Source organism: Streptomyces sp. NPDC004542 (assembly GCF_040610035.1).
GTDB lineage: Bacteria > Actinomycetota > Actinomycetes > Streptomycetales > Streptomycetaceae > Streptomyces.
Window position 1 is genome coordinate 1 of sequence record NZ_JBEXLP010000064.1, and the last position, 24,007, is coordinate 24,007.

A 24,007-nucleotide genomic window follows, 5' to 3' on the forward strand; every position below is an offset into this window, starting at 1 on the left:
TCGTTCGAGCCCCAGCTGGTCAGGAAGCGGCAGCGGCGTCTGGGCGGGGTGGACGAGATGGTCCTGTCGCTGTCGGCGAAGGGGCTGACGCATGGGGAGATCTCCGCGCATCTGGCCGAGGTGTACGACGCGGAGATCTCCAAGTCCACGATCTCCACGATCACCGACAGCGTGATGGCCGGCATGACGGAATGGCAGAACCGTCCGCTGGACAGCGTCTACCCGGTCGTCTTCATCGACTGCCTGAACGTGAAGGCCAGGGACGGGCAGGTCGCCAACCGGCCTGTCCACATGGCGGTGGCGGTCACCGCTGAGGGGCACCGGGACATCCTGGGCCTGTGGATCGGCGACGGCGGTGAGGCCGCGAAGTACTGGCTCCAGGTCCTGACCGAGATCAAGAACCGCGGCGCGGCCGATGTCCTGATGCTGGTCTGCGACGGCCTGACCGGCCTCCCGGACGCCGTGATCACCGTCTGGCCTGCGACGATCGTCCAGACCTGCGTCGTTCACCTGCTGCGGAACAGCTTCCGTTACGCGGCCCGCCAGGACTGGGAGAAGATCGCGAAGGCGCTCAGGCCCGTCTACACCGCCCCGACCGAGGACGCCGCGCTGGAGCGGTTCGTGGAGTTCACCGATGCCTGGGGCGGGAAGTATCCGGCGATCGTCCGGCTCTGGGAGGCGGCCTGGGCGGAGTTCGTGCCCTTCCTCCGGTTCGACGTGGAGATCCGCAAGATCGTCTGCACCACCAACGCGATCGAGAGCATCAACGCACGGATCCGCAAGGCCGTCCGGGCCCGGGGACACTTCCCTACCGACCAGGCCGCCCTCAAATGCGTCTACCTGGCCGTCATGAGCCTGGACCCGACCGGCACCGGACGCAAACGCTGGACCATGCGGTGGAAAGCCGCACTCCAAGCTTTCGACATCACCTTCGACGGCCGGCTCACCGCCGGACGCCGCTGAAGAAATCCGACCGAGTTCCACCGTTCGCTACACAGACCCGTGATGCGAGTGTGACCGTTGCTTCGTAGGAGGTGGCGGTCTTGTCGTATCTGGTGGCGGTGCCGCGAGAGCCCTTGAGTCGGTTGAAGGAGCGCTCGATGATGTTGCGGTGGCGGTAGGTCTCCTGGTTGAACCCGGGTGGTCTGCCGCCTCGGCGACCCCGGTTCAGCCGATGACGCTGCTGATCGGTCTTCTCCGGGATGGTGTGGGCGATGCCGCGTGTGCGCAGGTAGGTGCGGAAGCCGCGGGAGCTGTAGGCCTTGTCGGTGATGACGTGGCCGGGTCGGCGGCGCGGTCGCTTCGTGTCGCCTGCCGTCACCGGGCGGTCGCCGGGCACGGGCCGCTCTCCGGTGCTTCCCCGCCGTTGATCACTTCCCGGAGCGCCTGGTGCGCGAGGAGTTGGGCTCCGGTTGCGTGCCATCCAAACCGCCGGGGAGCTGAACGGGCCGACTGCCGCGACAGTGCTGCGGCAGCCGGCTGTGGGCGTCGATGCATCTCTCACCCGCTCGTGGGAACGCGCTGTCGGTCTGTCCTGAGGAGCAGGGCTGTCGTGAGGCAGGCAGCCACGGTCAGAACGCCCGCGGTGAGAAACGCCGCGCGGAGGCCCGGTACGAACGCGCCGGGCACGGCTCCAGCGGCGTACACCGAGACGATTACGGCGAGTCCGATCGCCCCTCCAAGCTGCTGGGTGGTCTGCAGCAGGCCGGAGGCCGACCCTGCGTGTCCGGGCTCGACGTCGCCAACGACCAGTGAGGCGGCGGGCATGAACGTCAGTCCCGCGAACACTCCGTTGACGAGCAACGGGCCGAGTATGGCGGCGGTGTAGGAGTCACCAGTACCGATTCGCGCAAGCCACAGATAGCTGACGGTGAGCCCGAGTGTTCCGCTGATCAGCAGGGGGGCTTGACCCGACCGGACGAGGAGACGCGGCGTGATCCGGGACATCACGAAGATGCCGAGGGTCATGGGCACGAAGGCGAGTCCGGCCCGCAGCGGGCTGAAATGCAGCGCCCGCTGGAGGTACTGCACCACCAGGAAGAAGATCGACATCTGGGAGCCGAAGACCAGGGCGGTGACGGTGAGAGCGCCCAGTCGCCGCCGGCTGCGGAGCAGAACCGTCGGCAGCAGCGGGGCGGACGCCCGTCGTTCGGTCAGCACGAGCACCGCTACGCACATGGTGCCGATGACGAAGGCGATCGTCGTTCGCGGTGAGGTCCAGCCGTGGTCCGGCGCTCCGATGAGGGCCCAGACGATGGCCACCGCGGCGCCGGTAGCCGCGAGGGCGCCCACCGTGTCGAAGCGACCGGGGCGGCGTGGCGTCTCCGTGACGAAGCGCCGGGCGAGGGCGAGCACGACCAGGCCGAGGGGAACGTTGATGAACAGTGTCCAGCGCCATGTGCCGTATTCGGTGACGAGCCCGCCGAGGACGAGGCCCAGGGTGCTTCCGCCGATACTCACGGCGGAGAAGAGTGCCAGCGCACGGTGCCGGGCGCCCTCGTCGGGGGCGTTCGTGGTGAGGAGGGCGAGGACACCCGGCGCGGCGAGGGCGGCGCCGACGCCTTGGGCGGTCCGGGCGGTGATCAGCAGCCCCGGGGTGTCGGCGACGCCTCCGGCGAGTGACGGGGCAGTGAAGAGGGCGAGGCCGGTCTCGAAGACGCGGAGTCGGCCGAACGTGTCACCGAGGCGTCCGCCCAGCAGGAGCAGGCCGCCGAAGGCGAGCGTGTAGGCGTTGAGTACCCAGGACAGTCCGGTGGGGCTGAAGTGAAGACCGGAGCCGATGCGTGGCAGAGCCACGTTCACGATGGTCGTGTCCAGCGCGAGCATGAGCTGCACGACGAGTACGACGCCGATGCCGATCGCCGAGGAACGGGCGCGGCGCGGCTTGGAGGTGCTGGACGGCGGGCCTGCGGACGGGACGGAGACAGGGCGGGTGGAGGGCATGGACAGTCCGGTTTCTGTGGTGAAGGAGCGAGCAGGTCCGGGGGTGGTGGCTGCGGAGCGGGGGCGGGACGGGTGAGGGGCGCCCGCGTCTCGTGCCGCCGACCCGAGGAGCGGCGGCGGGGTGGCCTTGTGCTGTGCCGATGTCGGGAACGGAGTCACACCTGCGCTGTGCCTCCGTCTACGAACAGTTCGACACCGGTGACGAAGTCGGCGGCGTCACTGGCCAGGAAGACTGCGGCCTTCCCGATCTCACGTGGGTCGGCGATGCGACCCGTGGGGTTCCCTTCTCCCATGGCCCGTATGAGCGGGACCACCGCGTCGGTCCCTTGGGCCTGCTCGGCGGCCCGGCGCAGGGAAGGGGTGTCGACGGCTCCCGGACTGAGCACGTTCATCCGGATGCCTGAGCCCTTGAGATCCTGAATCCAGGCGCGTACGAGACAGCGGACGGCGGCCTTGGAACCGCCGTAGAGACTCATCCCGGCGGGCGGCTGAATGGAGCCGGTCGAGCCGATGACGACGACGGCTCCGCCGTCCGGCATGAGCGGCACCGCGGGTTGGACGGTGAAGAGCACGCCCTTGACGTTGACGTCGAAGGTCCGGTCGAACTGGTCCTCAGTGATGTGTCCCAGCGGAGCGTGCGCGCCGATCCCCGCGTTGGCGACCACGACGTCCAGGCGGCCGTGACCCGTCTTGACCTCGTGGTACATGCGTTCCATGGCCGCCATGTCGGTCACGTCGGCCACGATGCCGGTAGAGGCGCTGCCGATCTGACGGACTGCCCGGTCGAGGTCCGACCGATCGAGGTCGGTGATGACGACCTGGGCGCCGTGGGCGGCGAATTCTTGAGCGATGCCGAGGCCCACCCCGGACGCACCACCGGTGATGACCGCGACCTTGCCGTCAAGTGACATGCTCATGATTACTCCTGTGATGTGAGGTGCCGGCCGTGGGGCGGCCGGCCCCGTCGTGTGGGTGGGGGTTTCTTGCGCAGGGCATCTCGGTGGGAGGTGTGAAGAGTCGCGCGGTCGCACGCTTCAGGGTGCGGACCAGGCCATACGCTGCGGAAACCGAATGCTCTAGACTGGAAGTGGAGGAGTCGCCGGTTAATAAGTGGAGGAGCCCCCACTTCGAGCCACTGTAACTGGAGGCGTCTCCGCTTTGCAAGCCGTGCAGTGTTCAGCGATCGACGGGAGTCCGCTCATGACGAGGGAAACGGGACGCCTCTTGCGGGCGGACGCTCAGCGCAACAGGGACAAGATCCTCGCCGCAGCGGTACGGGTGTTCGCCGAGGACGGGCTCGACGCAGGCCTGGAACGCATCGCGAGGGAAGCCGGCGTCGGCTCGGGCACCCTCTACCGCAACTTCCCCACCAGAGAGGTCCTCATCGAGGCCGCCTATCGCAACGAGCTCGCCAAGCTCTGCGACGCCGCGCCCGACCTCGCCTCCACCCTCCCGCCGCGGGAAGCGTTGCGCGCGTGGATGGGCCGCTTCATCGATTACGCCACCGCGAAGCTGGGCATGGCTGATGCCCTGCGCGCCTTGGTCGCCTCAGGAGTCAACCCCTACGCACAGAGCCACGACATGATCCTCACGGCGCTCACCTCACTGCTCGACGCCGGCGTCGAATCCGGCGTCGTCCGCAGGGACATCGGAGCAACCGACATGTTTGCGGCCCTGACCGGCATCGCCCTGGCCTCCGGACGGCCCGAACAACGGGAACAAGCCGAACGTCTCCTCGACCTCACTCTTGACGGCCTCGGCGTTGGCACCTGAGCGGCCGATGGCGCGGCTCCTCGGCTCCCGCGGAACCACGTCGAGAGGTCGGTTCCGCCACTCGCCCATGCCCTGGAGGACCGTGTCCTGATCGTGGAGATGGTCTGCCGGGAGACCTCTGCTCTGGGGCATTTGGAGAGTGGCCCGTGGGGGAGTGGCCCGGTCGGGCGGCGGTTTCACGGCCCGCACGGAGGGGGGACGGCTTCCCGGTGAGTGGGGCGTTCGGGGGTACGGCCGGTCAGGCGTCCCGGGCCGTGCGGATGGCCTCGTCACCAGCACTCCGGAAGTTGCCCGCAGGAGGCACACACCGTACCCATTCAGGGAAAAATATCTGACATATTAAGTTGAGTGTTAAATTACCAAAACTAAGCGCCTGTGCATACAGTCAGTGTGCGTCGATCCCTTTATCCACGCCGGGATCGACGCTTGATCGGGTTTGCATTTCATCATTCCAGGCGCAGACTGAGAGATACGACGCACCGGCTGAGGATGGGCGCAAGTGTCGATGAAGTGGGACGACGCCGTCGTCCTCTGCAAGGCTTACGACCAACTGCAGGCGGGCGGGCCCGTGGGGCCGTCCGTGCGTGATCCGGTCCTGGCCGCCTGGCGCAGATGTCACTCCCAGGGGCTTGCCGAGAAACACCTGGGAGATCTCCCCTACCAGGGAGATCTGGGCGACGCTCGGAACCTCGCGGAGGCCGCCCAGCCCGTGCTCGATGTTCTGGAGTCCAGACTGTCAGGCCTCCAGACGACGGTGTTCCTCAGCGACGATCGCGCACGGCTGCTCGACCGGAGAGCAGGCGAGCACGCCCTGCTCGGGCGTCTTGACGCGATGCAGCTCGCGCCGGGGTTCAGCGTCCCCGAGGGCCTGATCGGGAACAACGGCATCGGTACCGTCCTGGTGACACGGCGGCCCGTCTTCATCTGCGGCCGCGAGCACTACGGTGACGACTTGACCGGGCTCGCCTGTGCAGGCGCACCGGTGCGCGACCCGCTGAGCGGTCACGTCGTCGGCGCACTCGATCTGACCGGCTCACGCGTCGATGCCCACCCCACCATGCTCAGCACGGCACTCGAGGCGGCCCGTGCCATCGAGCAGCGGCTGCTGGATCAGGTCTCGTCCCGCGAGCGGGCCCTGCTCCAGGCGTTCTGGGCCGCCCATCCGCCGGGGAACGGCGGTCCGGGCAGCGTGACCACCGTGCCGGACGAGTTGCTCAACCGCCACGACCGGCTCTTCCTCGAGGCCGCTGCGACCGAGTTGATCTCCTCGGGCCGCACCGGACTTGTGGAGCTGCGGCTGTCCGGCGGACGCACGGCCATCCTGCGCAGCCGACCGGTCACGGCTCCGTCCGGTGTCACGGGAATCGCCGTGGAGGCGGCTCTTCCCTCCGGTCTCCGTCAGGACCTTGCCGTACTGACGGCCGCCGCCGGCACTCCATCGGGTCTCACCTCCCGACCCATGAGCCACGCCGCGAAGCGCCCGTCACCGCCGCAGCTGCCCCGCCTCCTGCCTCCCGCTCCGGAGCCCGAGCCACGACCGGGCGCAGAACCGCACGACGGCCGGAGCGAGGAATGGCTGGTCGCCGTCGGCGAGCCGTTGATGGGTACGCTGGCACTGCAGGCTCGGCAGCGCCTGGGGCTGCTGTATGACGCCTCCGCGTGTGTGGGCACCACGCTCGACGTGGTACGGACCGCCCAGGAGCTGACCGAGGTGGCCGTCCCCCGGTTCGCCGACTTCACCGCCGTCGACGTTCCGGAAGCCGTACCGACCGGTGAGGAACCGGTCCGGGTGGACGGTGCGCTGCGTCGCGTCGCACTCACCGGTGTGCGCGAGGAGCCCGCGCTGCATGCGGCCGGTGACCTGATCGCCTATGCACCGTCCACGCCTCAGGCCAGATGCCTGGCGTCCGAGAGGCCGGCCCTGGAACCGGAGCTGGCGATGGCTCATGGCTGGCAGCTCCAGGACCCGGCGCGGTGCGAGCGGATCCTGAAAGCCGGTGTCCACTCGCTCATCACGGTGCCGATGCGGGCCCGGGGCTTGCTTCTGGGTGTGGTCAGCTTCTACCGCTCCCAGCGCCAGGAGCCGTTCTCGGAGGACGACCTGTTGCTCGCCGAGGAACTGGTCGGCCGCGCCGCGCTGAGCATCGACAACGCCCGCCGGTTCACCCATGAGCACAAGGTGGCGCTGACGCTCCAGCGCAGTCTGCTGCCACGCGGTCTCCCCGCGCAGGAAGCGGTCGAGGTGTCCCATCGCTACCTGTCGGCGCGTTCGGGAGTCGGGGGCGACTGGTTCGACGTGATCCCGTTGTCCGGCGCACGGGTGGCACTGGTGGTCGGGGACGTGGTCGGCCATGGACTGCACGCTGCCGCCACCATGGGCAGGCTGCGCACAGCGGTCCACAACTTCTCCGCCCTCGACCTCCCCGCCGAGGAAGTCCTCGCCCATCTCGACGACCTCGTCGCCCGGCTGGACATCGAGCAGGAGCAGGCGGAGACCGGCACCGGGGAGATCAACGGCGCCACCTGTCTCTACGCCGTCTACGACCCGGTCGCACGAAGCTGCACCATAGCGCGGGCCGGGCATCCTCCACCCGCGCTGGTGAGGCCGGACGGCACCGTGGATTATCCGGACCTGCCCGGGGGGCCACCGCTGGGTGTGAGCGGCCATCCCTTCGAAACCGCCGAGCTGGAGATCCCCGAGGGCAGTCTGCTCGTCCTCTACACCGACGGGCTGATCGAACACCTCGGCCACCGGGATGTCGGCCTCGGCATGGACAGGCTGCGCGGTGTCCTCGCCCGGTCCCAGAGGACTCCCGACCACATCTGCCGAGCGCTGGATGCCCTGTTGCCCCGGCTTCCGGATCATCCCGCCGACGATGTCGCGCTCCTCGTCGCCCGTACCCGGGCACTGGACGACGACCGCATCGCCACCTGGGAGCTGGCGGCCGACCCCGCCGAGGTCTCACGGGTCCGCACGGAGGTCACCGCGCAGCTGACCCGATGGGGTCTCGACGAGTTGCTCTTCTCCACCGAGCTCACGGTCAGCGAGCTGTTGACGAACGCGCTCCGCCACGGCAGTGAACCCATCTCGCTGCGTCTGCTGCGCGACCGCACGCTGATCTGCGAGGTCTCCGACGGCAGCAACACCTCCCCGCACCCGCGCCGGGCGGCGGCCACCGACGAGGGCGGTCGCGGCCTGTTCCTGGTCGCCCAGCTCGTCCAGCGCTGGGGGACCCGGTACACATCACAGGGAAAGATCATCTGGACGGAGCAGCCGCTGACGCCCGTGTGAGTGGTGTGAACACGCCAGGCGCGAAGTCTCCGCCCCTGCGCTCGGCCTTCCTGGCCCGGCGAGTCGACGTGCTCGGCCCGGCCGGCCGGAGAAGACCTGCCATTGCCGCTGGTGCGGCCCTCGCCACGGCCAAGGAGTTCCACGTGCTGACAGCCACGCTTCCGGCGGCGGCCAGCACAGACCAACGGGCGCGAGCGGCGCTGATCCGACCGCGGGCGCGCCGGGGGCAGGGCGAGTCGCCGAGCCGGGGCTTGATGCGACGCACTGGAAGCTGGAGGGCGTCCGCTGCGCTCAACAGCCTCACCGAGACCGCCGCGGTGACCTGGGCCCACGAGAACATCGGGTCAACGACATCACCCCCGGCGGCACCTCCACCGAGATGATCGACACCTGGGAAGCGGCGACTTCCGGCATCGTCGACGGGCAGCCCGACGCAGCGGATGCTGTGGTCCCGAAAGACGGCCCCCTGGCTCGGGCCGCTGCCGTGCACCGCCTCCACGGGGAGCGGCCCGAGCCAGTCGCGGACCTGGCCTGGGGTGATGCCCGGGCCGAGGATCTGCCCGGATGCGGTCGTGGCGACCGTGATCGTGGAGCCGATGCCAACGCGGAGGTCGGCGCCGAGGGGTCTTCACGAGTGCATGTGACGTGCGGCGACAAGAGGCTCTGAAGATCGTTTCCCGTGGGCGTGGTGATCGTTCCCCGAGCGCACGGATCGGTTCCCGCTCTCTCAGGAGTGGCGGTGATAAGCCTTGTTGGCGATGCGCCATCTGTCGTCGACGCGGGCCAGCAGGAAGATGTCGGTGAACGTGTCTGCGCCATGCGAGAGCGTCATAGTGGCGGTCGCGACGGTCCCGTGGACATCGATGGCGTCGATGCGGCGGGAGCGGGTGGGTTCGTCCGGGGCGGGCTGGCCCTGGAAGAGGGCGCAGTATTCGTCCAGGGGCCAGGAGACGAATGCGCCGTCCCGGGTCCCTTCGACGTGGGCGGTGGGAAGGAACGCGCTGCGGAAGTGGGCGGCGTCGCCCGTGGCGTGTCCGCGAATATAGGCGCGGAGCGGTTCGAGTACGGCGTCCCGCAACTACTCACACCCGGATCCCCCGACCCGTGGGATCTACACGATCACGCTGCGCCGCGACCTCCACCCCTGCGTACTGCCCCTGCGGGACCAGCTCGCCACAGCCTTCGCTTCGGTCCGTTCCGCTCAAGTCGCGTACCAGGGAACCGAGTCGAACAACGATGCCACTGCGTTCGGCGCTTCACGACGCCATGGGTGAAACGCCCCACGACGGACCCAGCAGCGGGACTGAGTGGGGGTTGGTCAGCCGGTGCAGACAGGTGCCGGGATCTGGCAGTTCTCAGTACGGCCGTGGCCTGTTTCTGAATGACTGTCAGGGTTGATCCCGTTGGTGGTCCTCGTCAGGCAGGCTGGCTCGGAGCTGTTCGAGGGTCCGGGCGGGCGACCCGGGCAGCGGTGTAACGGGGATGCGGTGCGGGTCCAGGAGCCGGTGCCCGTCTTGGGATTGAACAGGCGGAACCGCAGTCGGCGGGGTTCCCAGAGACGGGCCTGGCAGGTCAGGGCGAGCATGGGCATCCAGGCCAGCAGGTCGAGAGCGATCTGGACGATCTCCAGCCAGACTTTGCTCTGCGCGGTGTGGTGCAGGGGCAGGTTGCACAGGCCGGTGGACCGGACAGCCCGGATCCGGTCCTCGGCGCGGGCCCGCAGCCGGTGACGGAGCTCGAGCTCGGCGATCGGGAGCCGTACGGCGAGGGCCTTCGGATGCCGGGCCGTGCCGGTGAAGCCGACCACGGTGGCGTCGACTGTCTTCTGCGTGCCTGACCGCGTCTCGTACCAGAGCAGGGCCTCGTCCAGGCCCGTGGTCGACCACACCGGCACGATCGGCGGACCGACTTCGGCGAGCACGTCCAGGAGGACCCGGTGGCGCTCCACGTACGGGCGCGGCCGAAGGTCAGGGAGGCCCGTCGCCGGGGGGCGAGGATGCCGAACGCGACCTACGGGGGCGGGGTGTTGGTCGGCGAGTTCCCTCGCACGGCGGGGTCGGGACAGCGCCCGGGACTGTGCCGCGGCGAAGCTGATGTGCACGGTGCCGTCATCGGCTGCGACGTACACCACGGCCTCGCCGTCCAGGACCACGCCGGGCGGCAGGGGCATGGCGACCACGGCCAGGACCATCCAGAGCGCGGTGACATCGCGACCGGTCCGGGACTGCAGCCGGACGCCGTCCTCGGTGCGCCACAGCACGGTCCGGTGGCCGTCGGCCTTCGGCTCATCCGCCCGGCCCGGCAGCAGAGCCGGGTCGGACACAGGGGTGGCGAGCATCGGTTCGGGCAGCGCCCGCGTCACAGCCCCATGCCTTCCGCCCGGCCCGCCCGTCGGCAAAGCGAGCGCGCGCCCCCGACTATGGGCCTGGCCATGGACAGGTCTGCACACTGCAACACCTCGCGGGGGCTGTGCGTTCAGCTCCTGGCACACGTTGAGGCAGCAGTGCAGCCGGACACCGGGCTGTCCCGGATCCCGTGTCGTACGGTCTGATGTCGCGGCTGCCCACCGTCCGCAACGGATCTCACCGAACCCGGCGGTGCCGCCGGTACGGCCGAAAGATCTCGACCAATACTGGGAATCAGGCGGCGACGAGCTCCTGCTCGTGGGCCGGCGTTTCGACCCTGGGCTTCTTGTTCGGTAGCGAGAGCCGGAAGACCTTGCGCCACGCGGAGAACACCTGCTTGGGCAGCGGCCCGGTGACGTACTCCAGCTCGTACTTTTCGAACAACGCGCGCACCTTCACCGCGACCTCGGCGTACCGGTTGCTCGGCAGGTCCGGGAACAGGTGGTGCTCGATCTGGTGCGACAGGTTGCCGGTCATGAAGTGCATGGCCTTGCTGCCGCTGATGTTCGCCGAGCCCATCATCTGGCGCAGGTACCACTGGCCGGGCGTCTCGCCCTTGATCGACCGGCGCTCGAAGACCTGTACGCCCTCGGGGAAGTGCCCGCACATGATGACCGAGTGGGACCAGATGTTGCGGACCAGGTTCGCGGTGAACGTGGCGGCGAGCGTGGTGAGGAAGGACGGGCCCGACAGAAGCGGGTGGATCACGTAGTCCTTGAGCACCTGCTTGCGGATCTTGCGGCCCACGGCCTTGGCCCGCGCGCGGAACTCCGGGTCCCTGCGGCGGCGCTTGTGCAGGTTCTTGCCGAGCTCCAGGTCGTACGCTGCGATGCCGTACTCGAAGAAGCAGGCGTTGATGAAGTTCCACAGCGGCTGGCCGAGGTGGAACGGGTGCCACTTCTGGTCCTCGTCGACGCGCATGATGCCGTAGCCGAGGTCGTTGTCCTTGCCGATCACGTTGGTGTACGTGTGGTGCAGCTCGTTGTGTGAGTGCTTCCACTGCTCGGACGGCGAGACGTGGTCCCACTCCCAGGTGGTGGAGTGGATCTTCGGGTCCCGCATCCAGTCCCACTGGCCGTGCAGGACGTTGTGGCCGATCTCCATGTTGTCCATGATCTTCGCCACGGACAGACCGGCGGTGCCGACCAGCCACGCGGGCGGGAAGATCGAGAACAGCAGCACGCCCCTGCTGGCCAGCTCGAGCTTGCGCTGCGCCGAGATGACCTTGCGGATGTAGGCGGCGTCTTTCTCGCCGCGGCTGGCGATCACCTCGTCGCGGATCGCGTCCAGCTCGCGGCCAAGCTCCTCGATCTGCTCCGCGGTCAGGTGGGCGGTGGGGTCGATGGCGGTCAAAGTGCTCCTACCGTTCGATGTCGCAGGGGCCCGCCGCGGCGGACACGCAGGTCTGGATGCGGACGCCCGGCTCGGCCTCGGTGATCTCGCCGGTGCGCAGGTCGCGGACGGCGCCCGCCTTGAGCGGCGTGACGCAGCCGAAGCAGATGCCCATGCGGCACCCGGAGGGCATGAGCACGCCGGCCTCCTCGCCGACGTCCAGCAACGGCGTGGCGCCGTCCGCGTCGACGGTCTTGCCGGTGGCGCTGAACGTGACCTCGCCGCCGTCACCAGCGACGACGATGCTGGGGCGGAAGCGTTCGGTGTGCAGACGCTCTGGGACGCCGTGCTCGCTCCAGTGCTCTTCGGCGGCGTCCAGCAGGCCCGCGGGCCCGCAAGCCCAGGTCTCGCGCTCGGCCCAGTCGGGCACGAGTTCGTCGAGACGGGCGATGTCGAGCATGCCGTCGGTGTCGGTGTGCACCTCGGTGAGCCGCAGCTTCTTGTCCGCGACCAGGTCGTGCAGTTCGTCGCGGAAGATCACGTCTTGCGGCTGTGGCGCGCAGTGGACCATGACGACGTCGCCGAACTCGATGTCGCGCAGCATGCCCATCACGGGCGTGATGCCGCTGCCGGCCGTCAGGTAGAGCACCTTGGCGGGCTTGGCCTGCGGCAGCACGAAGTCACCGGTCGCCTGGTCGAGCTGGATCAGCGTGCCCGGTTTCGCCCTGCGGACCAGGTGATTGCTGACCTTGCCGTCCGGGATCGCCTTCACGGTGATCGTGACGCGGCCGTCCTGGCGGTCTGTCGGCGAGGTGATGGAGTAGGCACGCCACAGGCGCACCCCGTCGACGTCGACCCCGATCCGCACGTACTGACCGGCCGTGTGGCCGCGCCAGCCCCGTCCCGGCCTGATCACGACAGTCGCGGCGTCACTCGTCTCGGGGTGCACGGCCTCGATGCGCCCACGCAAGTCAGCGCCCGCACGCAGCGGGCTGACCAGGTCGAGGTAGTCCGACGGCAGCAGTGGCGTCGTGACCATCTCCAGCAGTTTCCACGCCCTGCTGCGGAGGGCTGTACTCGTCATGACTCCAGCTTGCTGCGCCTGAAGGCGTAAAGTCCTGACCGCAGGACGTAAAGTTGGTCGGCTGAATTGTTCGCAGGGAACAAAAACGTGAGTCATGCAATCCAAAGGGCCAGCGAACTGGCCCTGGATGAGACGACGGTCACCGCACTGCGGGCCGCGCTGAAGAGCACCGCAGACGAGGTCGTCCAAGCGATCATCGACGAGGTCCCTCCCTACGCCAACGCCCTGTCGGGCCACATGGGCGCCACCATCCGCCGAGCCGTCCGCACCGCCCTGGGGCACTACCTGGACCTCGCGAGCGGGAACGCAACAGGCGGCGACGCCGGTGACGCAGCCTACGAGCTGGGCCGCGGCGAGGTGCGCGACGGCCGTTCGATGGACGCCCTGCTCAGCGCCTATCGCGTCGGCGCCCGCGTGGCCTGGCGATGCCTGGCAGCGGGTGCCGTACCCGCAGGTCTGCCGGCCGCCGAGGTCGCCAAGTTCGCCGAGCTGACCTTCGCCTACATCGACGAACTCTCCGCCGCGAGCGCCGCGGGCCACGCCGACGAACTGGCCGCCCGGGGCAGGGCCCACGAGCGCCACCTGGAACACCTGGCGCGCGACCTCCTCGCCGGCGCGAGCCCGGACGTGCTGCTGGCCTCTGCTCAACGGGCCGGGTGGCAGCCTCCCGTTTCGCTGACCGCGGTCCTGCTGCCCGCCGCCCAGGCCCGGCCTGCCTACCGCTCGTTCGAGCCAGGCACCCTCGTCCTCGACGATCTGCCGGACGCCACCGGTGTGCTGCTCGTCCCCGATGCCGACCGATCGCATCTCTTGCGGCAGCTGACCGACCGCACCGCCGTGGTCGGCCCGGCCCGGCCATGGACTCGTGCGTCCGCCTCGTACGCACGAGCCGTACGCGCGCGCTCCCTCTCCTCCGATATTCGCGACACCGAGGACCACCTGCCCGAGCTGGTGCTGAGCGCCGACGCGGACGCTATCGCAGACCTGCGTGTCCGAGCCCTCGCACCGTTGCGGACCTTGCCTGTCGCAACCGCACGGCGACTGGAGGAGACGTTGCGGGCGTGGCTGCTGCACCAGGGCAGGCGGGATGAAGTGGCGGCGGCGTTGTTCGTCCATCCCCAGACCGTCCGGTACCGGATGTCGCAGCTGCGGGACCTGTTTCCGGATCTCGCATCGCCGCACCGGGTCCTTGAACTGACGCTGGCGGTCGGTCTTCGGGTCAGCTGACGCGTTCTTGGACCGTCCTGGACCGCATCCGCGAGCGCTCCAGGAAGCACGCGGACGTGCTGGCGGGCCTGCGGGCCGCCCTCGGCCCGGGTACCTGCAGCGACGATGTGGTCGTCCTGGAGGCCTGCAACGCCGCCCAGGCAGCCGACTGAGCCCCCACCGCCACCGCCACACCGGCGGCGGACCAGACGGAACTGCTGATCCGCAGTTGCCGCAGGTCAGCCATCTCACTCCGCGTCGTCTGGTCAGGTCACTGCCCGAGGACGCCCGCCCGCTGCCCCGTCTGGAGCAGTGGGACGAACTGCTGAACCTGCGAGGGAAGGATTCGTCATGACACCGTCTGCCGGATGCTGCGGCTGCCCACCATGCGGGTGCAAGCCGCCGACACCATCGCCCGAGCTGAGCGCGAGGGGCTCTCCTGCGCCGGATTTCTCGCCGAGTGCGAGGACCGCGACCGCCGCCGAGCCGAACGACGCATCCGCGCCGCCCACTTCCCGCGCGAGATGTCGCTGCGCGAGTTCGACTATGCTGTCAACCGCAACGTCGGCCCCGCCGTCATCCACAGCCTCGCCACCTGCGACTGACCGCCGCCGCCTACCTGGTGAACGAGTTCATCGAGGCCGCCGACGACAAGCAGCTGGGCAAGACCGTCGCCCGCTACGAACGCGTCGACTTGCTCGAGATCGACGAACTCGGCTACCTCGCACTCGACCGGCGCGGGGCAGAGATGCTCTTCCAAGTCCTCACGGAGCGCGGAAAGAAGAACAGCATCGCGATCGCCTCCAACGAGATGTTCACCAAAACGCACTTGTTCCGGCGAACCTGTGTGAGGTGGCGGCGATTTTTTACGGGTTCGGTCTTGCGGAGTCGATGAAGAGGGTTGGTCGTGCCTTATCTCGCCGCGCTGATGACGTGGTCGATCGCGGTGGCGATGTCCTCGGCGACATGGGTGGGCTGGTAGGAGTCCTGGGCCCAGGGCTGCCCGTTCGACACCCAGATGCTTCGAAGCCCGAGCGCGATGGCGCCAGCGATGTCGGCATGCGGGGAATCGCCGATGACCCATGCGCCGGTGAGAGGCACTCCGACGGTATCCGCGGCAGCATGGAAGATCTCCGAATCGGGCTTCTTGCGGCCGACCGTCTCGGAGATCACCCACCCCTGGACGAGCTGGTCGAGTCCGGTATGGCGGATCTTGGTTTCCTGCTGGGTTGTGCGGCCGTTGGTGACGATCACGCAGGTCCAGCCGTCGGCCCGGGCCTTGTCCAGGGCTTCGCGGGAGGAGTCCGTCAGCACGACGCGATCGGCGGCGCCACGGTCAAGCAGGGCATGGATGGCCGTGGCGGGCACGTTGTTCTGGTATCGGTCGGTCATGGCCGCGGCGACCTCGTGGCGGGCGGTATAGCCGCTGGCGTAGACGGTCATCAGCCACGCCAGGTCCGTGTCGGGCAGGCGGTGCTCTGTGAGGAATGCGGTGACGGCGTCGCGGAAGGCTGCGTCGCGGTCGACCAGGGTGTTGTCGAGGTCCAGCATCAGCAACGGCATGATCGGCAGTAGATCACGGGCGGTGATCTCGGGGGCAGGCGAACCGTCCCAAGCCCGTTGCGTGGCAATGGATTGGGGCGTCACGAGCCCACTCTGACCGGTTGGGAGCGAGTTCGGTGGGAATTTGCAGGCGGGGGTGTTTCCCGCCGGCGAGGTGCGGGCAGCGTCACGGGTCCGGATCGTAGTGGAATCCGGTAGTGCGGGCAGGCGCGACGTACCCGTTCTGCGGTGGCCCGAACGCTGAGCGTCATCTCGACCCGGCGGAGGCCGACGTCGCAGGGCCCCGCGCAGGGTCCCGCGCTGGGCCCGCCGCGTTCACCCTTCGCAGGAGCCCCTGTCGATGAAGAAGTACCGGCCGCTGGTCCAACGGCACAGCTTGACCCCGACGACGATGCCCGCGATGGTGATCACGGCGGGCAGGTAACCACTGGCGACCTGAATGATAGGGATCGCCGGGCAGCCGCCGGAGATCGCCCAGCCGATACCGAACAGGACCGCGCCGGGGACCACGCCGGCGTGGAGACGCCCTCCACCCCGGCGCACCCGAAGCAGGGCGAACACACTCGCGATAATCACGACGGCGCCGAAGAAGGAGAGGAACATCCGCAGGTCCTGGAAGGTGAACATGCGGTTCAACTCGGCATAGTCACCGAACCCGATACGGGTCACGGTGAAACCGAGAGCCAGCCCGGTCAGGAGGTTGGCCAGCAGGAGTCCGCCCCGAGTGCGCATCAGATCACCTTCCACAGGAGGAATGACATCGCGACAGCGGTGCCGAAAAACGTGGCTGTGGCGACGAGACTGACGGGGCTGAGCCGACCGCAGCCGTTGAGACCATGCCCCGAACTGCAGCCACCGGCCAGCCGGGTGCCGAAGCCGACCAGCATGCCTCCCGAAAACAGCAGGGCGATCATGACGACCGGGTTGCCGGTCACCAGGTGCCGGTAGCTCGCGCCCATGTCGAAGCGGAGGTCAAAGCGCCCGGAGGTCACGGCAGCGGTCAATCCGCCCACGAAGATCGATATCAGCAGGACGGCCTGGGTGACCAGCGGAGCAGGGCGCGAGTGTGCGCCTCGACGTCCCCCCGGGGCCGGCGCGGCCGGCCCCGGGGGGACAGCCCCGGTGGGAACGGACGCGGCGGGCACGGTGCCGAAATGCTCGGCGGTGGCAGCGCCGAGGGCGGCGACGAGAGCCCGTTCGTCCGCCAACTCGACTTCCATCCGCTCCACTTCGGCTTCGCGCCGCCAGTGCAGCACTCGCTCCCAGGCCGTAGACACCCCGAACGACCGGTCGGTCGCGAGAGTGTAGCCGATGGTCAGTAGAGCGAGTCCGAGAGCACCCGCCCACCATGGCCAGTAAGTGCTCATGCGTTACCTTTCATCCACTCTGCCAAGCGGGCCCACCAGCCCCGTTCGGGTATTTCGGGAGCCGTCGGCGGTTGTTCGGCGAGGCCGCGACCGCGCTTCACGGAAGCGGTGGGCGCTGTCCTCGGCGCCAGATGACGGGCGTGCCGCCCGTTGGGCAGCAGGGTGATCGGCACCCGCTCGCCGGTGAGTGAGACTTGGTAGCGTGCGCAACCGCGCCAGTTGGCCTCGTTGTCGCAGTAATAGGTGCGCCAGCCCGCCAGGCTCTCGTTGAGATGAGGGAAGAGAGGGCACGTCGAAGAATGTAAGCAACCCACGGGAGGATCAAATCATCATTCGCATCGGCCAACAAGGCACGTTAAAGCGTCGCCCTGCGCTGCGTCGCGACGATGAGTTGGCCGGCCTCAGCCGCGGTCAGGAGTGGGCGGTGGCGACCCACTGGCGGCCGCCGTCGGAGAAGCCCAGGTTCTGCCCGGAACGCAGGCACGACGGGGCCTGTTGATCAGCAGTTCCGGCGCACCGCATGACCAGTGGGGGAGTTGACGCTCGGGGCGGTGCCGGCCTGGTAGGTGTGCGAGGCGATGGAACTGCAGATCGCGCCCGACACCATCAACAACACCCGCCTGGAACTCAAGCGGGTTGGCGAGCGCGGGACCCTCGAGGCTGAGCGGGGCTTGTTCACCCGGCCGCCGCAGCAGGGCGCCCGGCGCCGCCGCTACCCTGCCCGCTCATCCCCGACGAAGCAATCAATCGGACATTAAGTCTCATACCGTCCTCTCGTTGTCAAGAGGCTCATTGATCGCTGCCGCTCTGGCCGCGATTCCGTGAATGATCTTGGTCCTGCTGCAGGCTGCTCCGGGTCGAGATCACCTTGCGACCGCGCTGGTGAAGTGGCACGTCGTCTGCCAGGCTGTCGGTCCTGCGTTTGCCGGTCACGGTGTGTGGTGCAGGTGGCTTGACACCTGGTGGTTGCGGAGCCGCAGTGCGGGCGAGCACCGGATTACCCGTGAGGCGCTTGCCTTCGGCAGGATGGGCGCATGACCGAGATCCGCACACCCCGTCTCCTCCTCCGCAGCTGGCACGACGACGACCTCGTGCCCATGACGGACATCAACGCGGACCCGCGGGTCATGCACTGGACCGACGACGGCTCGGTGCGGGACCTGGACCACACGGCCGGGGCCATCGAGCGATGGCAAGAGGAGTGGGACGAGGAGGGCTTCGGACTCTTCGCCGTCGAACTGCTGGCCTCGGGTGAACTGATCGGTTTCACGGGACTGTCCGTACCCGAGTTCCTGCCGGAGGTGATGCCCGCCGTGGCGATCAGCTGGCGGCTCGGTTCACAGTTCTGGGGCCAGGGATACGCGTCCGAAGCCGCGCACGCCACGCTGGAGTTTGCGCTCCAGGACCGCGGCCTGGAGCGCGTCGTCAGCATCAACCGGGTGGGGGACAACGCCTCCGAGAAAGTCATCCGCAAGCTCGGCATGGTGCCCGAGAGGGAGACGACACACCCGGTGTACGGCTACCCGCTGCGCGTTCATGCCATCGATCTCACCGAGTTCCAGGCGTGAATCGACCGCGCCGTCGATCATCACAAGAGGGCCGACCACTGTCCCTACGCCCCTGATCACATTGATCGCGACGGAACGGGCACCGAAGGACGGATGGTGTCTTCCTGTCGCTGACCTGCGCTCTCACGCAATTGAAGTCAGAGCCGTGACCTGCGGCGTTGTCGCACGATCGAGGGGCGGTCTCCGTGAGACCGCCCCCGCACGATCGAAGCCCCGCTACATTCCCGCCACCCGGCGAAAAGACCAGGTCAGACAGCGAAATCCTGCTGGAGTACTAGGCGTCGGCGCCCGCGTTCCGGCGGTTTAGGCGGTGGTGTTCTGCCGGGTGCAGCCGAATACCCAGGTTCGTGGGCATCATCGCGAAGGTCACACGTTCCCCGACCGGGCCGGTCGTCGTGTCCGCCTCCAGCACGAAGTGGCGGCACGCCATCGCGACGACCATCGTCACCTCGATGAGGGCGAGGTTGCGTCCGGGGCAGAAGCGAGGCCCTCCGCCGAAGGGCAGGAACGGCGAGGCGTCGTTCGGCTGCGGGGCGGACGGGGACAGCCAGCGGTCGGGCTCGAACGCTCCGGGGTCCGGGTACCTGTAGTCGTCGACGTCCGAGGCGTGCGTCATGAGCGGCATGACGAGGGTTCCGGCCTCCAGACGCAGGGCGTCCGCGCCGTCGGGGATCGTGATGTCGTGCGCCGCCTGCATGATCAGGAAGGGGGTCGTGGGCCGCAGGCGGATCGATTCGTTGACCACCGCCTCGGCATACCGCAGCCTGGACAGGGCCGCCGGGTCGGACGGAAATCCGTCGTCCCCCAGCACCTCATCCGCCTCCTCCCGCACCTTCCGCTGCGCCTCGGGGTGGATCGCGAGGTAGTGCATCGCCCATGCCGCGGCGGCGGCGGTGTTGTCCTCCCCTGCGACGATCATGTTGACCACGGCACTGACGACGTCCTGCTCGCTCAGTTTCGCGGCGTCGTCCATGCTCGCCTCGGCAAGCGCCTCGAGATACGTGACCGGCGCCTGTCCTTCGGCCACGCGGCGCCGGACGTGGACGTATTGCTCCTTGATCAGGTCACGTAGTTCCGCGACGGTGGCATCCAGCCTGCGGTCGGCGGGCAGGCGGACCCATCGCCAGTACGGGACCGGGCTGGCGATCCTGCGTCCCAGCTTCTCGAAGACCAGCGGCAGACGCCGGGGCAGACCGTCGCCGTCCCGCTGCCTCACGGCGTCCAGGTCGTGGCCCGCCAACAGGGCCGTGGAGACTTCGAGCGTGTAGCGCATCAGGTCGTCGAGAACGTCCACCCGCTCGCCCCCGGTGGTGGCCCAGAGCTCCCGCAGCCGCTCGATGGACCGGGTGATCACGGAGAAGGAGTCCCGCAGGGTCCCCGCGTTCAGGCCCCGCATCGCGATCCGGCGCATCCGGCGCCAGTCCTCGCCTTCCGCGTCGAACAGCCCCGAAGCGCCCATCTCGTCGATCAGGCGTGCCAGCATCGGAGCCCGCCGGAACGCCTCCGGCCGCTCGCGCAGCACCGTCTGGACGACCTCCGGCGACGAGGTGACGACCAGGGGGGTGCGGCCGAACCGGATCCGGTAGGTCGGGCCGTACACGTCCCGCCAGTTGTGGAGCACTCTGTGCATGGCCACGCCGCGCCCCAGTGCCGGGAGGTGGCCCAGCAGCGGTACCTTCGGCGGCTCCGGCAGGTCGGTGACGGTGACGGTGAGCATTTCTCGGTCCTCTCCACGGACGGCCGGGCCTGCAACACACAGGTTGACACCTGTTAACCCTGAGAGAAGTTAACAGGTGTCAACTGGTCGTGTCGAATGCCGTCGGACTTCCGTCCAGCACAGCGGGAACTCTCACCATCCCGCCACGGACAGGCGAAGACGGGAGGTGAGGAGAACGAGGAAAGAAGAGGAAGAAGAGGAAGAAGAGAGACAGTCCGGAGCCGGTGCTCAGTTCGCGAAGCCCCACAGCGCGAAGAGCCGGTCGACCTGTGTCTCGATGTCCGGCCACGCCATGTGCGGCTTGTGGATACGCAGGGAGACCACCCCGTGCATGCCGACCCAGAGGTCCTCGGCCGCGACCCGCTCGTCCGCGCCCGCCGCCCGGGCGAGCCGACCGATGCCCCCCAGCACGTCGTCGGCCGCGCCGCTGTACACGTAGTCCGCACCCAGCTGGCCGGCGCTCTCGAAGCGCAACTGATAGAGCCCCGGGTGGGCCACGCCCCACTCGAGGTAGGCGACGGCAAGGCGGCGGAGTCGTTCGACCGGCGGCAGCCGGGGGTCGTCAGCCTCCGTCATCGCGGCGACGAAGGCGGCGTCGATGCGCAGGAGGATGGCCCGGTTGAGGTCGCCCTGCGAGGCGAAGTAGCGGTACACCGCGGTAGCGGACACCCCGCAGGCGCGAGCCGCCGCCCGCAGGGACGGGATGGCGAGGGTCAGGCCGGGAGAGGCCAGTTCGAGGGCCGTGTCCAGCAGCCGGTCACGCAGCCCTTCGCCAGGCACCTGCCCCACCCCTAACACCTCGGCTTCCTCCGTAGGACTCGAATCTAACCCGGTAGGCCCCCCGGTACCGTCCCCTTCGTTCCCGGGTTCGGCGTCACGGGACGCCGAACCCTTCGAGCGCCGCGCCCATGAGCCGGGCGGCCCGGCCTGCGGCGTTGTTCCACTCGCGAGCGAGAGGTGACCCCCCGGAGTGTGGACATGGGGTTCTATGCCGCGCGTGTGAGCCTACGTTCTGTTTGGTGCTGCTGTTCGAACTCGACGGGTGAGAGGTAGCCGAGCGAGCTGTGGCACGTTCGCGCGTTGTAGTACGTCAACCACTGGAAGAGTTCCAGCCTGGCCTGGTGCGTCGTCGTGAAGAACCTCTGGTGCATGGTCTCCCTCTTCAGCTCCTGCCAGAAACTCTCGGCGAGGGCGTTGTCGTAACTCGACCCGACGCGGCCCATGCTCCGGCGGATCCCAAAACCTTGGCAGACCTGGGCGAACACGTCTGAGGTATATTACGATCCCCTGTCCCGTGGAAGATCACCCCGGCCACGCCGCCGCCTCGGGTTGCCACCGCCATCTTCAGCGCGTCGACGACCAGTTCGGTCCGTATGTGGGTGGCCATCGACCAGCCGAGCACCCGGCGTGAACAGATGTCCAGAACGCAGGCCAGATACAGCCACGTGCCACCGACCTGCACGTATGTGTTGTCGCCGCACCACTTCTCGTCGAGCTGCCCGGCATGGAACACGCGGTTGATCAGGTCCGGGGCCGGCGGTGCCAGCCGGTGGGGGACGGTGGTGCGTTTGCGCCGCCTCAGATGGCGGCCCTCGATCGAGTTTGACACGCATCAGCCGTTCCACGCGCTTGCGGTTGACGGTGTGTCCGAAGCCCCGCAGCTCGGCATGAACGCGGCGGACTCCGTACGTGCCCTTGTGATCGGCGTGGATCTCCTCGACCAGGGCGTCGTCGGCCGCCCGACGGGCCTGCCGGGCCTCCGCGCCGGCAAGCCACCGGTAGTGGCCCGAGCGCGAGACCTCAAGGACCCGGCATATCCGCTGCACGCCGAAGTCGGCGCGGTGAGCGGAGATGAAGCCCCAGCGGCCGGTCATGGCTTCATCTCCTTGGAGAGCTTGCAAGCGGCCCTGCTGTCCGGGGGGAAGCGTTCGCGGAGGCGTCACGCTTCCGGGGCGAGTTCTACGAGTGTCTGACCGCTCGGCGTGATGAGTCGGGTGACCCGGTCCGGGTCGATGACCACAGCTTCTTCTCCGGGCCGACGGGCGAAGCCGCCATCCCTTATGGAATCTACGATCTTTCGGCGGACACCGGCCGGGTCAACGTTGGCGTGGATCGCGGCACGTCTTCCCTTGACCAGTGGCCGACGCCGTGGCCGGCCTCATGGCCTCGTCGGCTGCGTTGTCAGTGGTCTGCAGCATGATGCGAGGCAGGTGACGGCCTGCCCGACAGGGGGCTTTCGAGGCCGTCCTGGACAAGGGGGTGCTGTGCGCAGGCCGGTCACGGGCGAGGTGCAGGTTCACTACGGTCAGATCTACGTCGAGAGCGATCCGGCCGGCACGAAGCCGGGTCTCTCGGAGGCGTTCGCGGGGCAGAGCGGCGGGTTGTGCGGGGCCGCGGTCCCGGGCGCGCTCTGGCTGAGTACCGGACTGCACACGGGCCGGGTCGGCTTCGTCGTGGAAGTCCACGACGTACCCCCGGCAGTGGACCCGGACTGGGAGGAGGTGGTGGAGGTGTCCTTCCGGCCGCTGACGGAACGCACCAGTTTGGTGCAGTGGGCGGGCGAGGCCGCGTGGGACCTGGACCTCACCCGGACCGACCACCGGGTGAGGTACTGCGCCCGGGGGATGGACCGGGGACGAGAACGCGACACCAGAGTCCACGGGGAGCCACAGGCGGACAGCTACCTCCTGCAGTTCTGGCCCGCGCCGCCCCGCCCGGACCGGGTGATCCGCCGGACCTCGCAGATCGCCGCCTACTGGCACCGCTACGCCCGCGCACTTCCGCCACCGCCCACACCCCAGCAGCGCGCCGAGACCGAGCGCCTGGCCCGCCGGGCGCAGGAGCGGGCCGCCGAGGAGCGCCGAGCGCACTACGAGCGGTGGCAGTGGGGCGGGCGACTGCCGAGCCAGGCACTGCGCGATGCCCGCCGCAGTAATGTCCTCGGCCTGCTCCGCTTCGACAGCGACCTGGTGCACGCCCTTGATGCCGCAAGCCCCCGGGTCCAGCGTGCGGTGGCGCTGCTGGCCGCGCGGCGGGCCTGCGAGGCGGCAGGCCTGACCGATCTGCCGTGGGTAGCCGAGGCGCTCACCGCGTTGGTGCACAAGCGTCCGCTGCCGCCGCCGTTCGATGACCGGGCCCTGCTGTCGCAGACCCTTCGCTCCGATCCACGCGTACCGGAGCGGTCGGTGCCCGAGGCGATACCTCCGGAGCGACCGCCGTACCGGCCGCCGACCCCTGCGGACCGACCGCTGCACCAGCAGCAGGCCCTTCCGGCGGCGGCCGGAGGGAAGCGGGTCTCGGCCACGGAGTCGGGGGCGGACGTACCGAGCCTGCCGGGCCTCGGCCGGGCACCGGGCAAACTCGCGCCGACGGCGCCCGCCGACCGGAGCACGGCACCGACCGCAGGCACGGGAGACGATGCCGCCGTGGTGGTCCACACCTGCAGCACCCCGCGCGAACTCTCGCGGATCTCACAGCCGCACTTCGCCCTCCCCGCCGTACTCGCTGCCGCCGAGCCCGTCCCGCTCAAGGCGGCACTGGACGCGGTATGGCATGCCGTGAACACATATGGCGAGCACTACCCGGAACTGCTGGAAGAGATCCGGTCGGCGTGCGCCCAGGGGATGGGGCGGATGGGGGAGTAGACCACCACCGCAGGAGGCGCTGTAGAGCGATTCCCGTCAATGAAACCCGTGCATCGTGAAACGTGCAGGTGAGGTGGGCTGGTGTGCGGGTGGGTTGCTGTGTACGAAACTCA

The 24,007-nt window shown here is 68.8% G+C and carries 17 protein-coding genes and 8 pseudogenes; 11 read left to right on the forward strand and 14 right to left on the reverse strand.

What is annotated here, in order from left to right:
* The coding region (locus ABZX30_RS27435; protein WP_355938037.1) for an IS256 family transposase at positions 1-963 on the forward strand (963 nt) is incomplete at its 5' end.
* Here ABZX30_RS27435 and ABZX30_RS27440 read toward each other — a convergent pair.
* The 3 genes from ABZX30_RS27440 to ABZX30_RS27450 all read right to left on the reverse strand — a co-directional run bounded on the left by ABZX30_RS27440 (position 944) and on the right by ABZX30_RS27450 (position 3,860).
* The gene (locus tag ABZX30_RS27440) at positions 944-1,339 is read right to left on the reverse strand and encodes a transposase (protein ID WP_355938039.1); all 396 of its coding nucleotides are present in this window, start codon (positions 1,337-1,339) and stop codon (positions 944-946) included. The two genes, ABZX30_RS27435 and ABZX30_RS27440, sit on opposite strands and share 20 nt — an antisense overlap.
* Positions 1,340-1,500: 161 nt before the next feature.
* Positions 1,501-2,943, reverse strand: a complete 1,443-nt coding sequence (locus tag ABZX30_RS27445) for an MFS transporter (protein ID WP_355938041.1) — start codon at positions 2,941-2,943, stop codon at positions 1,501-1,503.
* Between the two features lie 155 nt (positions 2,944-3,098).
* Positions 3,099-3,860: a glucose 1-dehydrogenase gene (locus ABZX30_RS27450; protein WP_355938043.1), complete on the reverse strand. Its 762-nt coding sequence runs from the start codon at positions 3,858-3,860 to the stop codon at positions 3,099-3,101.
* A 283-nt stretch (positions 3,861-4,143) separates the two neighbouring features.
* Here ABZX30_RS27450 and ABZX30_RS27455 point away from each other — a divergent pair, with 283 nt between their 5' ends.
* The 3 genes and pseudogenes from ABZX30_RS27455 to ABZX30_RS27465 form a co-directional block, all read left to right on the forward strand.
* On the forward strand, positions 4,144-4,716 hold the full coding sequence (locus ABZX30_RS27455) for a TetR family transcriptional regulator (protein ID WP_355938045.1): 573 nt from the start codon (positions 4,144-4,146) through the stop codon (positions 4,714-4,716).
* 505 nt (positions 4,717-5,221) lie between these two features.
* On the forward strand, positions 5,222-8,008 hold the full coding sequence (locus ABZX30_RS27460; protein ID WP_355938102.1) for a SpoIIE family protein phosphatase: 2,787 nt from the start codon (positions 5,222-5,224) through the stop codon (positions 8,006-8,008).
* Positions 8,009-8,295: 287 nt separating this feature from the next.
* Positions 8,296-8,429 (forward strand): annotated as a pseudogene (locus tag ABZX30_RS27465) (short-chain dehydrogenase); the annotation flags it as partial.
* Between the two features lie 306 nt (positions 8,430-8,735).
* Here the strand turns inward: ABZX30_RS27465 and ABZX30_RS27470 are convergent.
* Positions 8,736-9,080: pseudogene (locus ABZX30_RS27470) on the reverse strand (nuclear transport factor 2 family protein); the annotation flags it as partial.
* Positions 9,081-9,099: 19 nt separating this feature from the next.
* Here ABZX30_RS27470 and ABZX30_RS27475 point away from each other — a divergent pair.
* Positions 9,100-9,282, forward strand: a pseudogene (locus ABZX30_RS27475) (hypothetical protein); the annotation flags it as partial.
* A gap of 248 nt (positions 9,283-9,530) precedes the next feature.
* Here the strand turns inward: ABZX30_RS27475 and ABZX30_RS27480 are convergent.
* The 4 genes and pseudogenes from ABZX30_RS27480 to ABZX30_RS27495 form a co-directional block, all read right to left on the reverse strand.
* Positions 9,531-9,761, reverse strand: a pseudogene (locus ABZX30_RS27480) (transposase); the annotation flags it as partial.
* A gap of 324 nt (positions 9,762-10,085) precedes the next feature.
* Positions 10,086-10,589: pseudogene (locus tag ABZX30_RS27485) on the reverse strand (DUF6207 family protein); the annotation flags it as partial.
* Between the two features lie 58 nt (positions 10,590-10,647).
* Positions 10,648-11,766, reverse strand: coding sequence for an acyl-CoA desaturase (locus ABZX30_RS27490; protein WP_355938047.1), 1,119 nt, complete (start codon positions 11,764-11,766; stop codon positions 10,648-10,650).
* Between the two features lie 7 nt (positions 11,767-11,773).
* Positions 11,774-12,829, reverse strand: a complete 1,056-nt coding sequence (locus tag ABZX30_RS27495) for a ferredoxin reductase (protein ID WP_355938049.1) — start codon at positions 12,827-12,829, stop codon at positions 11,774-11,776.
* A gap of 87 nt (positions 12,830-12,916) precedes the next feature.
* Here ABZX30_RS27495 and ABZX30_RS27500 point away from each other — a divergent pair, with 87 nt between their 5' ends.
* Together ABZX30_RS27500 and ABZX30_RS27505 are read left to right on the forward strand one after the other, a co-directional pair.
* Complete coding sequence (locus ABZX30_RS27500; RefSeq protein ID WP_355938051.1) at positions 12,917-14,056, forward strand: helix-turn-helix domain-containing protein; 1,140 nt, start codon at positions 12,917-12,919, stop codon at positions 14,054-14,056.
* 347 nt (positions 14,057-14,403) lie between these two features.
* Positions 14,404-14,861, forward strand: a pseudogene (locus ABZX30_RS27505) (ATP-binding protein); the annotation flags it as partial.
* A gap of 86 nt (positions 14,862-14,947) precedes the next feature.
* On the opposite strand, the gene ABZX30_RS27510 reads toward ABZX30_RS27505, so the two are convergent.
* The 3 genes from ABZX30_RS27510 to ABZX30_RS27520 all read right to left on the reverse strand — a co-directional run bounded on the left by ABZX30_RS27510 (position 14,948) and on the right by ABZX30_RS27520 (position 16,965).
* On the reverse strand, positions 14,948-15,682 hold the full coding sequence (locus ABZX30_RS27510; protein ID WP_355938053.1) for an HAD family hydrolase: 735 nt from the start codon (positions 15,680-15,682) through the stop codon (positions 14,948-14,950).
* Between the two features lie 231 nt (positions 15,683-15,913).
* Positions 15,914-16,345, reverse strand: coding sequence for a YeeE/YedE thiosulfate transporter family protein (locus ABZX30_RS27515; protein WP_355938055.1), 432 nt, complete (start codon positions 16,343-16,345; stop codon positions 15,914-15,916).
* Positions 16,330-16,965 carry a YeeE/YedE thiosulfate transporter family protein gene (locus ABZX30_RS27520; RefSeq protein ID WP_355938057.1) on the reverse strand — a complete coding sequence of 212 codons (636 nt, stop codon included), beginning with the start codon at positions 16,963-16,965 and terminating at the stop codon, positions 16,330-16,332. The genes ABZX30_RS27515 and ABZX30_RS27520 overlap by 16 nt, the downstream gene beginning before the upstream one ends.
* Before the next feature lie 578 nt (positions 16,966-17,543).
* Between ABZX30_RS27520 and ABZX30_RS27525 the strand changes: the two genes are divergently transcribed.
* A complete protein-coding gene (locus ABZX30_RS27525; RefSeq protein WP_355938059.1) occupies positions 17,544-17,723 on the forward strand; it encodes a hypothetical protein in 180 nt (59 codons plus the stop codon).
* A gap of 276 nt (positions 17,724-17,999) precedes the next feature.
* Positions 18,000-18,533, forward strand: coding sequence for a GNAT family N-acetyltransferase (locus ABZX30_RS27530; protein WP_355938061.1), 534 nt, complete (start codon positions 18,000-18,002; stop codon positions 18,531-18,533).
* 274 nt (positions 18,534-18,807) lie between these two features.
* Here the strand turns inward: ABZX30_RS27530 and ABZX30_RS27535 are convergent, their stop codons facing one another.
* The 3 genes and pseudogenes from ABZX30_RS27535 to ABZX30_RS27545 form a co-directional block, all read right to left on the reverse strand.
* Positions 18,808-20,250, reverse strand: coding sequence for a cytochrome P450 (locus ABZX30_RS27535; RefSeq protein ID WP_355938063.1), 1,443 nt, complete (start codon positions 20,248-20,250; stop codon positions 18,808-18,810).
* A gap of 228 nt (positions 20,251-20,478) precedes the next feature.
* Positions 20,479-21,039: a TetR/AcrR family transcriptional regulator gene (locus ABZX30_RS27540; protein WP_355938065.1), complete on the reverse strand. Its 561-nt coding sequence runs from the start codon at positions 21,037-21,039 to the stop codon at positions 20,479-20,481.
* Positions 21,040-21,236: 197 nt separating this feature from the next.
* Positions 21,237-22,139: pseudogene (locus ABZX30_RS27545) on the reverse strand (IS3 family transposase); the annotation flags it as partial.
* Positions 22,140-22,243: 104 nt separating this feature from the next.
* On the opposite strand from ABZX30_RS27545, the pseudogene ABZX30_RS27550 reads away from it, so the two are divergent.
* Positions 22,244-22,378, forward strand: a pseudogene (locus tag ABZX30_RS27550) (ISAzo13 family transposase); the annotation flags it as partial.
* 136 nt (positions 22,379-22,514) lie between these two features.
* Complete coding sequence (locus ABZX30_RS27555; protein ID WP_355938067.1) at positions 22,515-23,894, forward strand: hypothetical protein; 1,380 nt, start codon at positions 22,515-22,517, stop codon at positions 23,892-23,894.
* The last annotated feature ends 113 nt before the right edge of the window (positions 23,895-24,007 follow it).

Coding starts and splice junctions, on each gene's coding strand:
- ABZX30_RS27520 (WP_355938057.1), bottom strand. CDS start 16,965: ATGAGCACTTACTGGCCATGGTGGGCGGGTGCTCTCGGACTCGCTCTA.
- ABZX30_RS27535 (WP_355938063.1), bottom strand. CDS start 20,250: ATGCTCACCGTCACCGTCACCGACCTGCCGGAGCCGCCGAAGGTACCG.
- ABZX30_RS27525 (WP_355938059.1), top strand. CDS start 17,544: ATGGAACTGCAGATCGCGCCCGACACCATCAACAACACCCGCCTGGAA.
- ABZX30_RS27530 (WP_355938061.1), top strand. CDS start 18,000: ATGACCGAGATCCGCACACCCCGTCTCCTCCTCCGCAGCTGGCACGAC.
- ABZX30_RS27445 (WP_355938041.1), bottom strand. CDS start 2,943: ATGCCCTCCACCCGCCCTGTCTCCGTCCCGTCCGCAGGCCCGCCGTCC.
- ABZX30_RS27495 (WP_355938049.1), bottom strand. CDS start 12,829: ATGACGAGTACAGCCCTCCGCAGCAGGGCGTGGAAACTGCTGGAGATG.
- ABZX30_RS27460 (WP_355938102.1), top strand. CDS start 5,222: ATGAAGTGGGACGACGCCGTCGTCCTCTGCAAGGCTTACGACCAACTG.
- ABZX30_RS27455 (WP_355938045.1), top strand. CDS start 4,144: ATGACGAGGGAAACGGGACGCCTCTTGCGGGCGGACGCTCAGCGCAAC.
- ABZX30_RS27450 (WP_355938043.1), bottom strand. CDS start 3,860: ATGAGCATGTCACTTGACGGCAAGGTCGCGGTCATCACCGGTGGTGCG.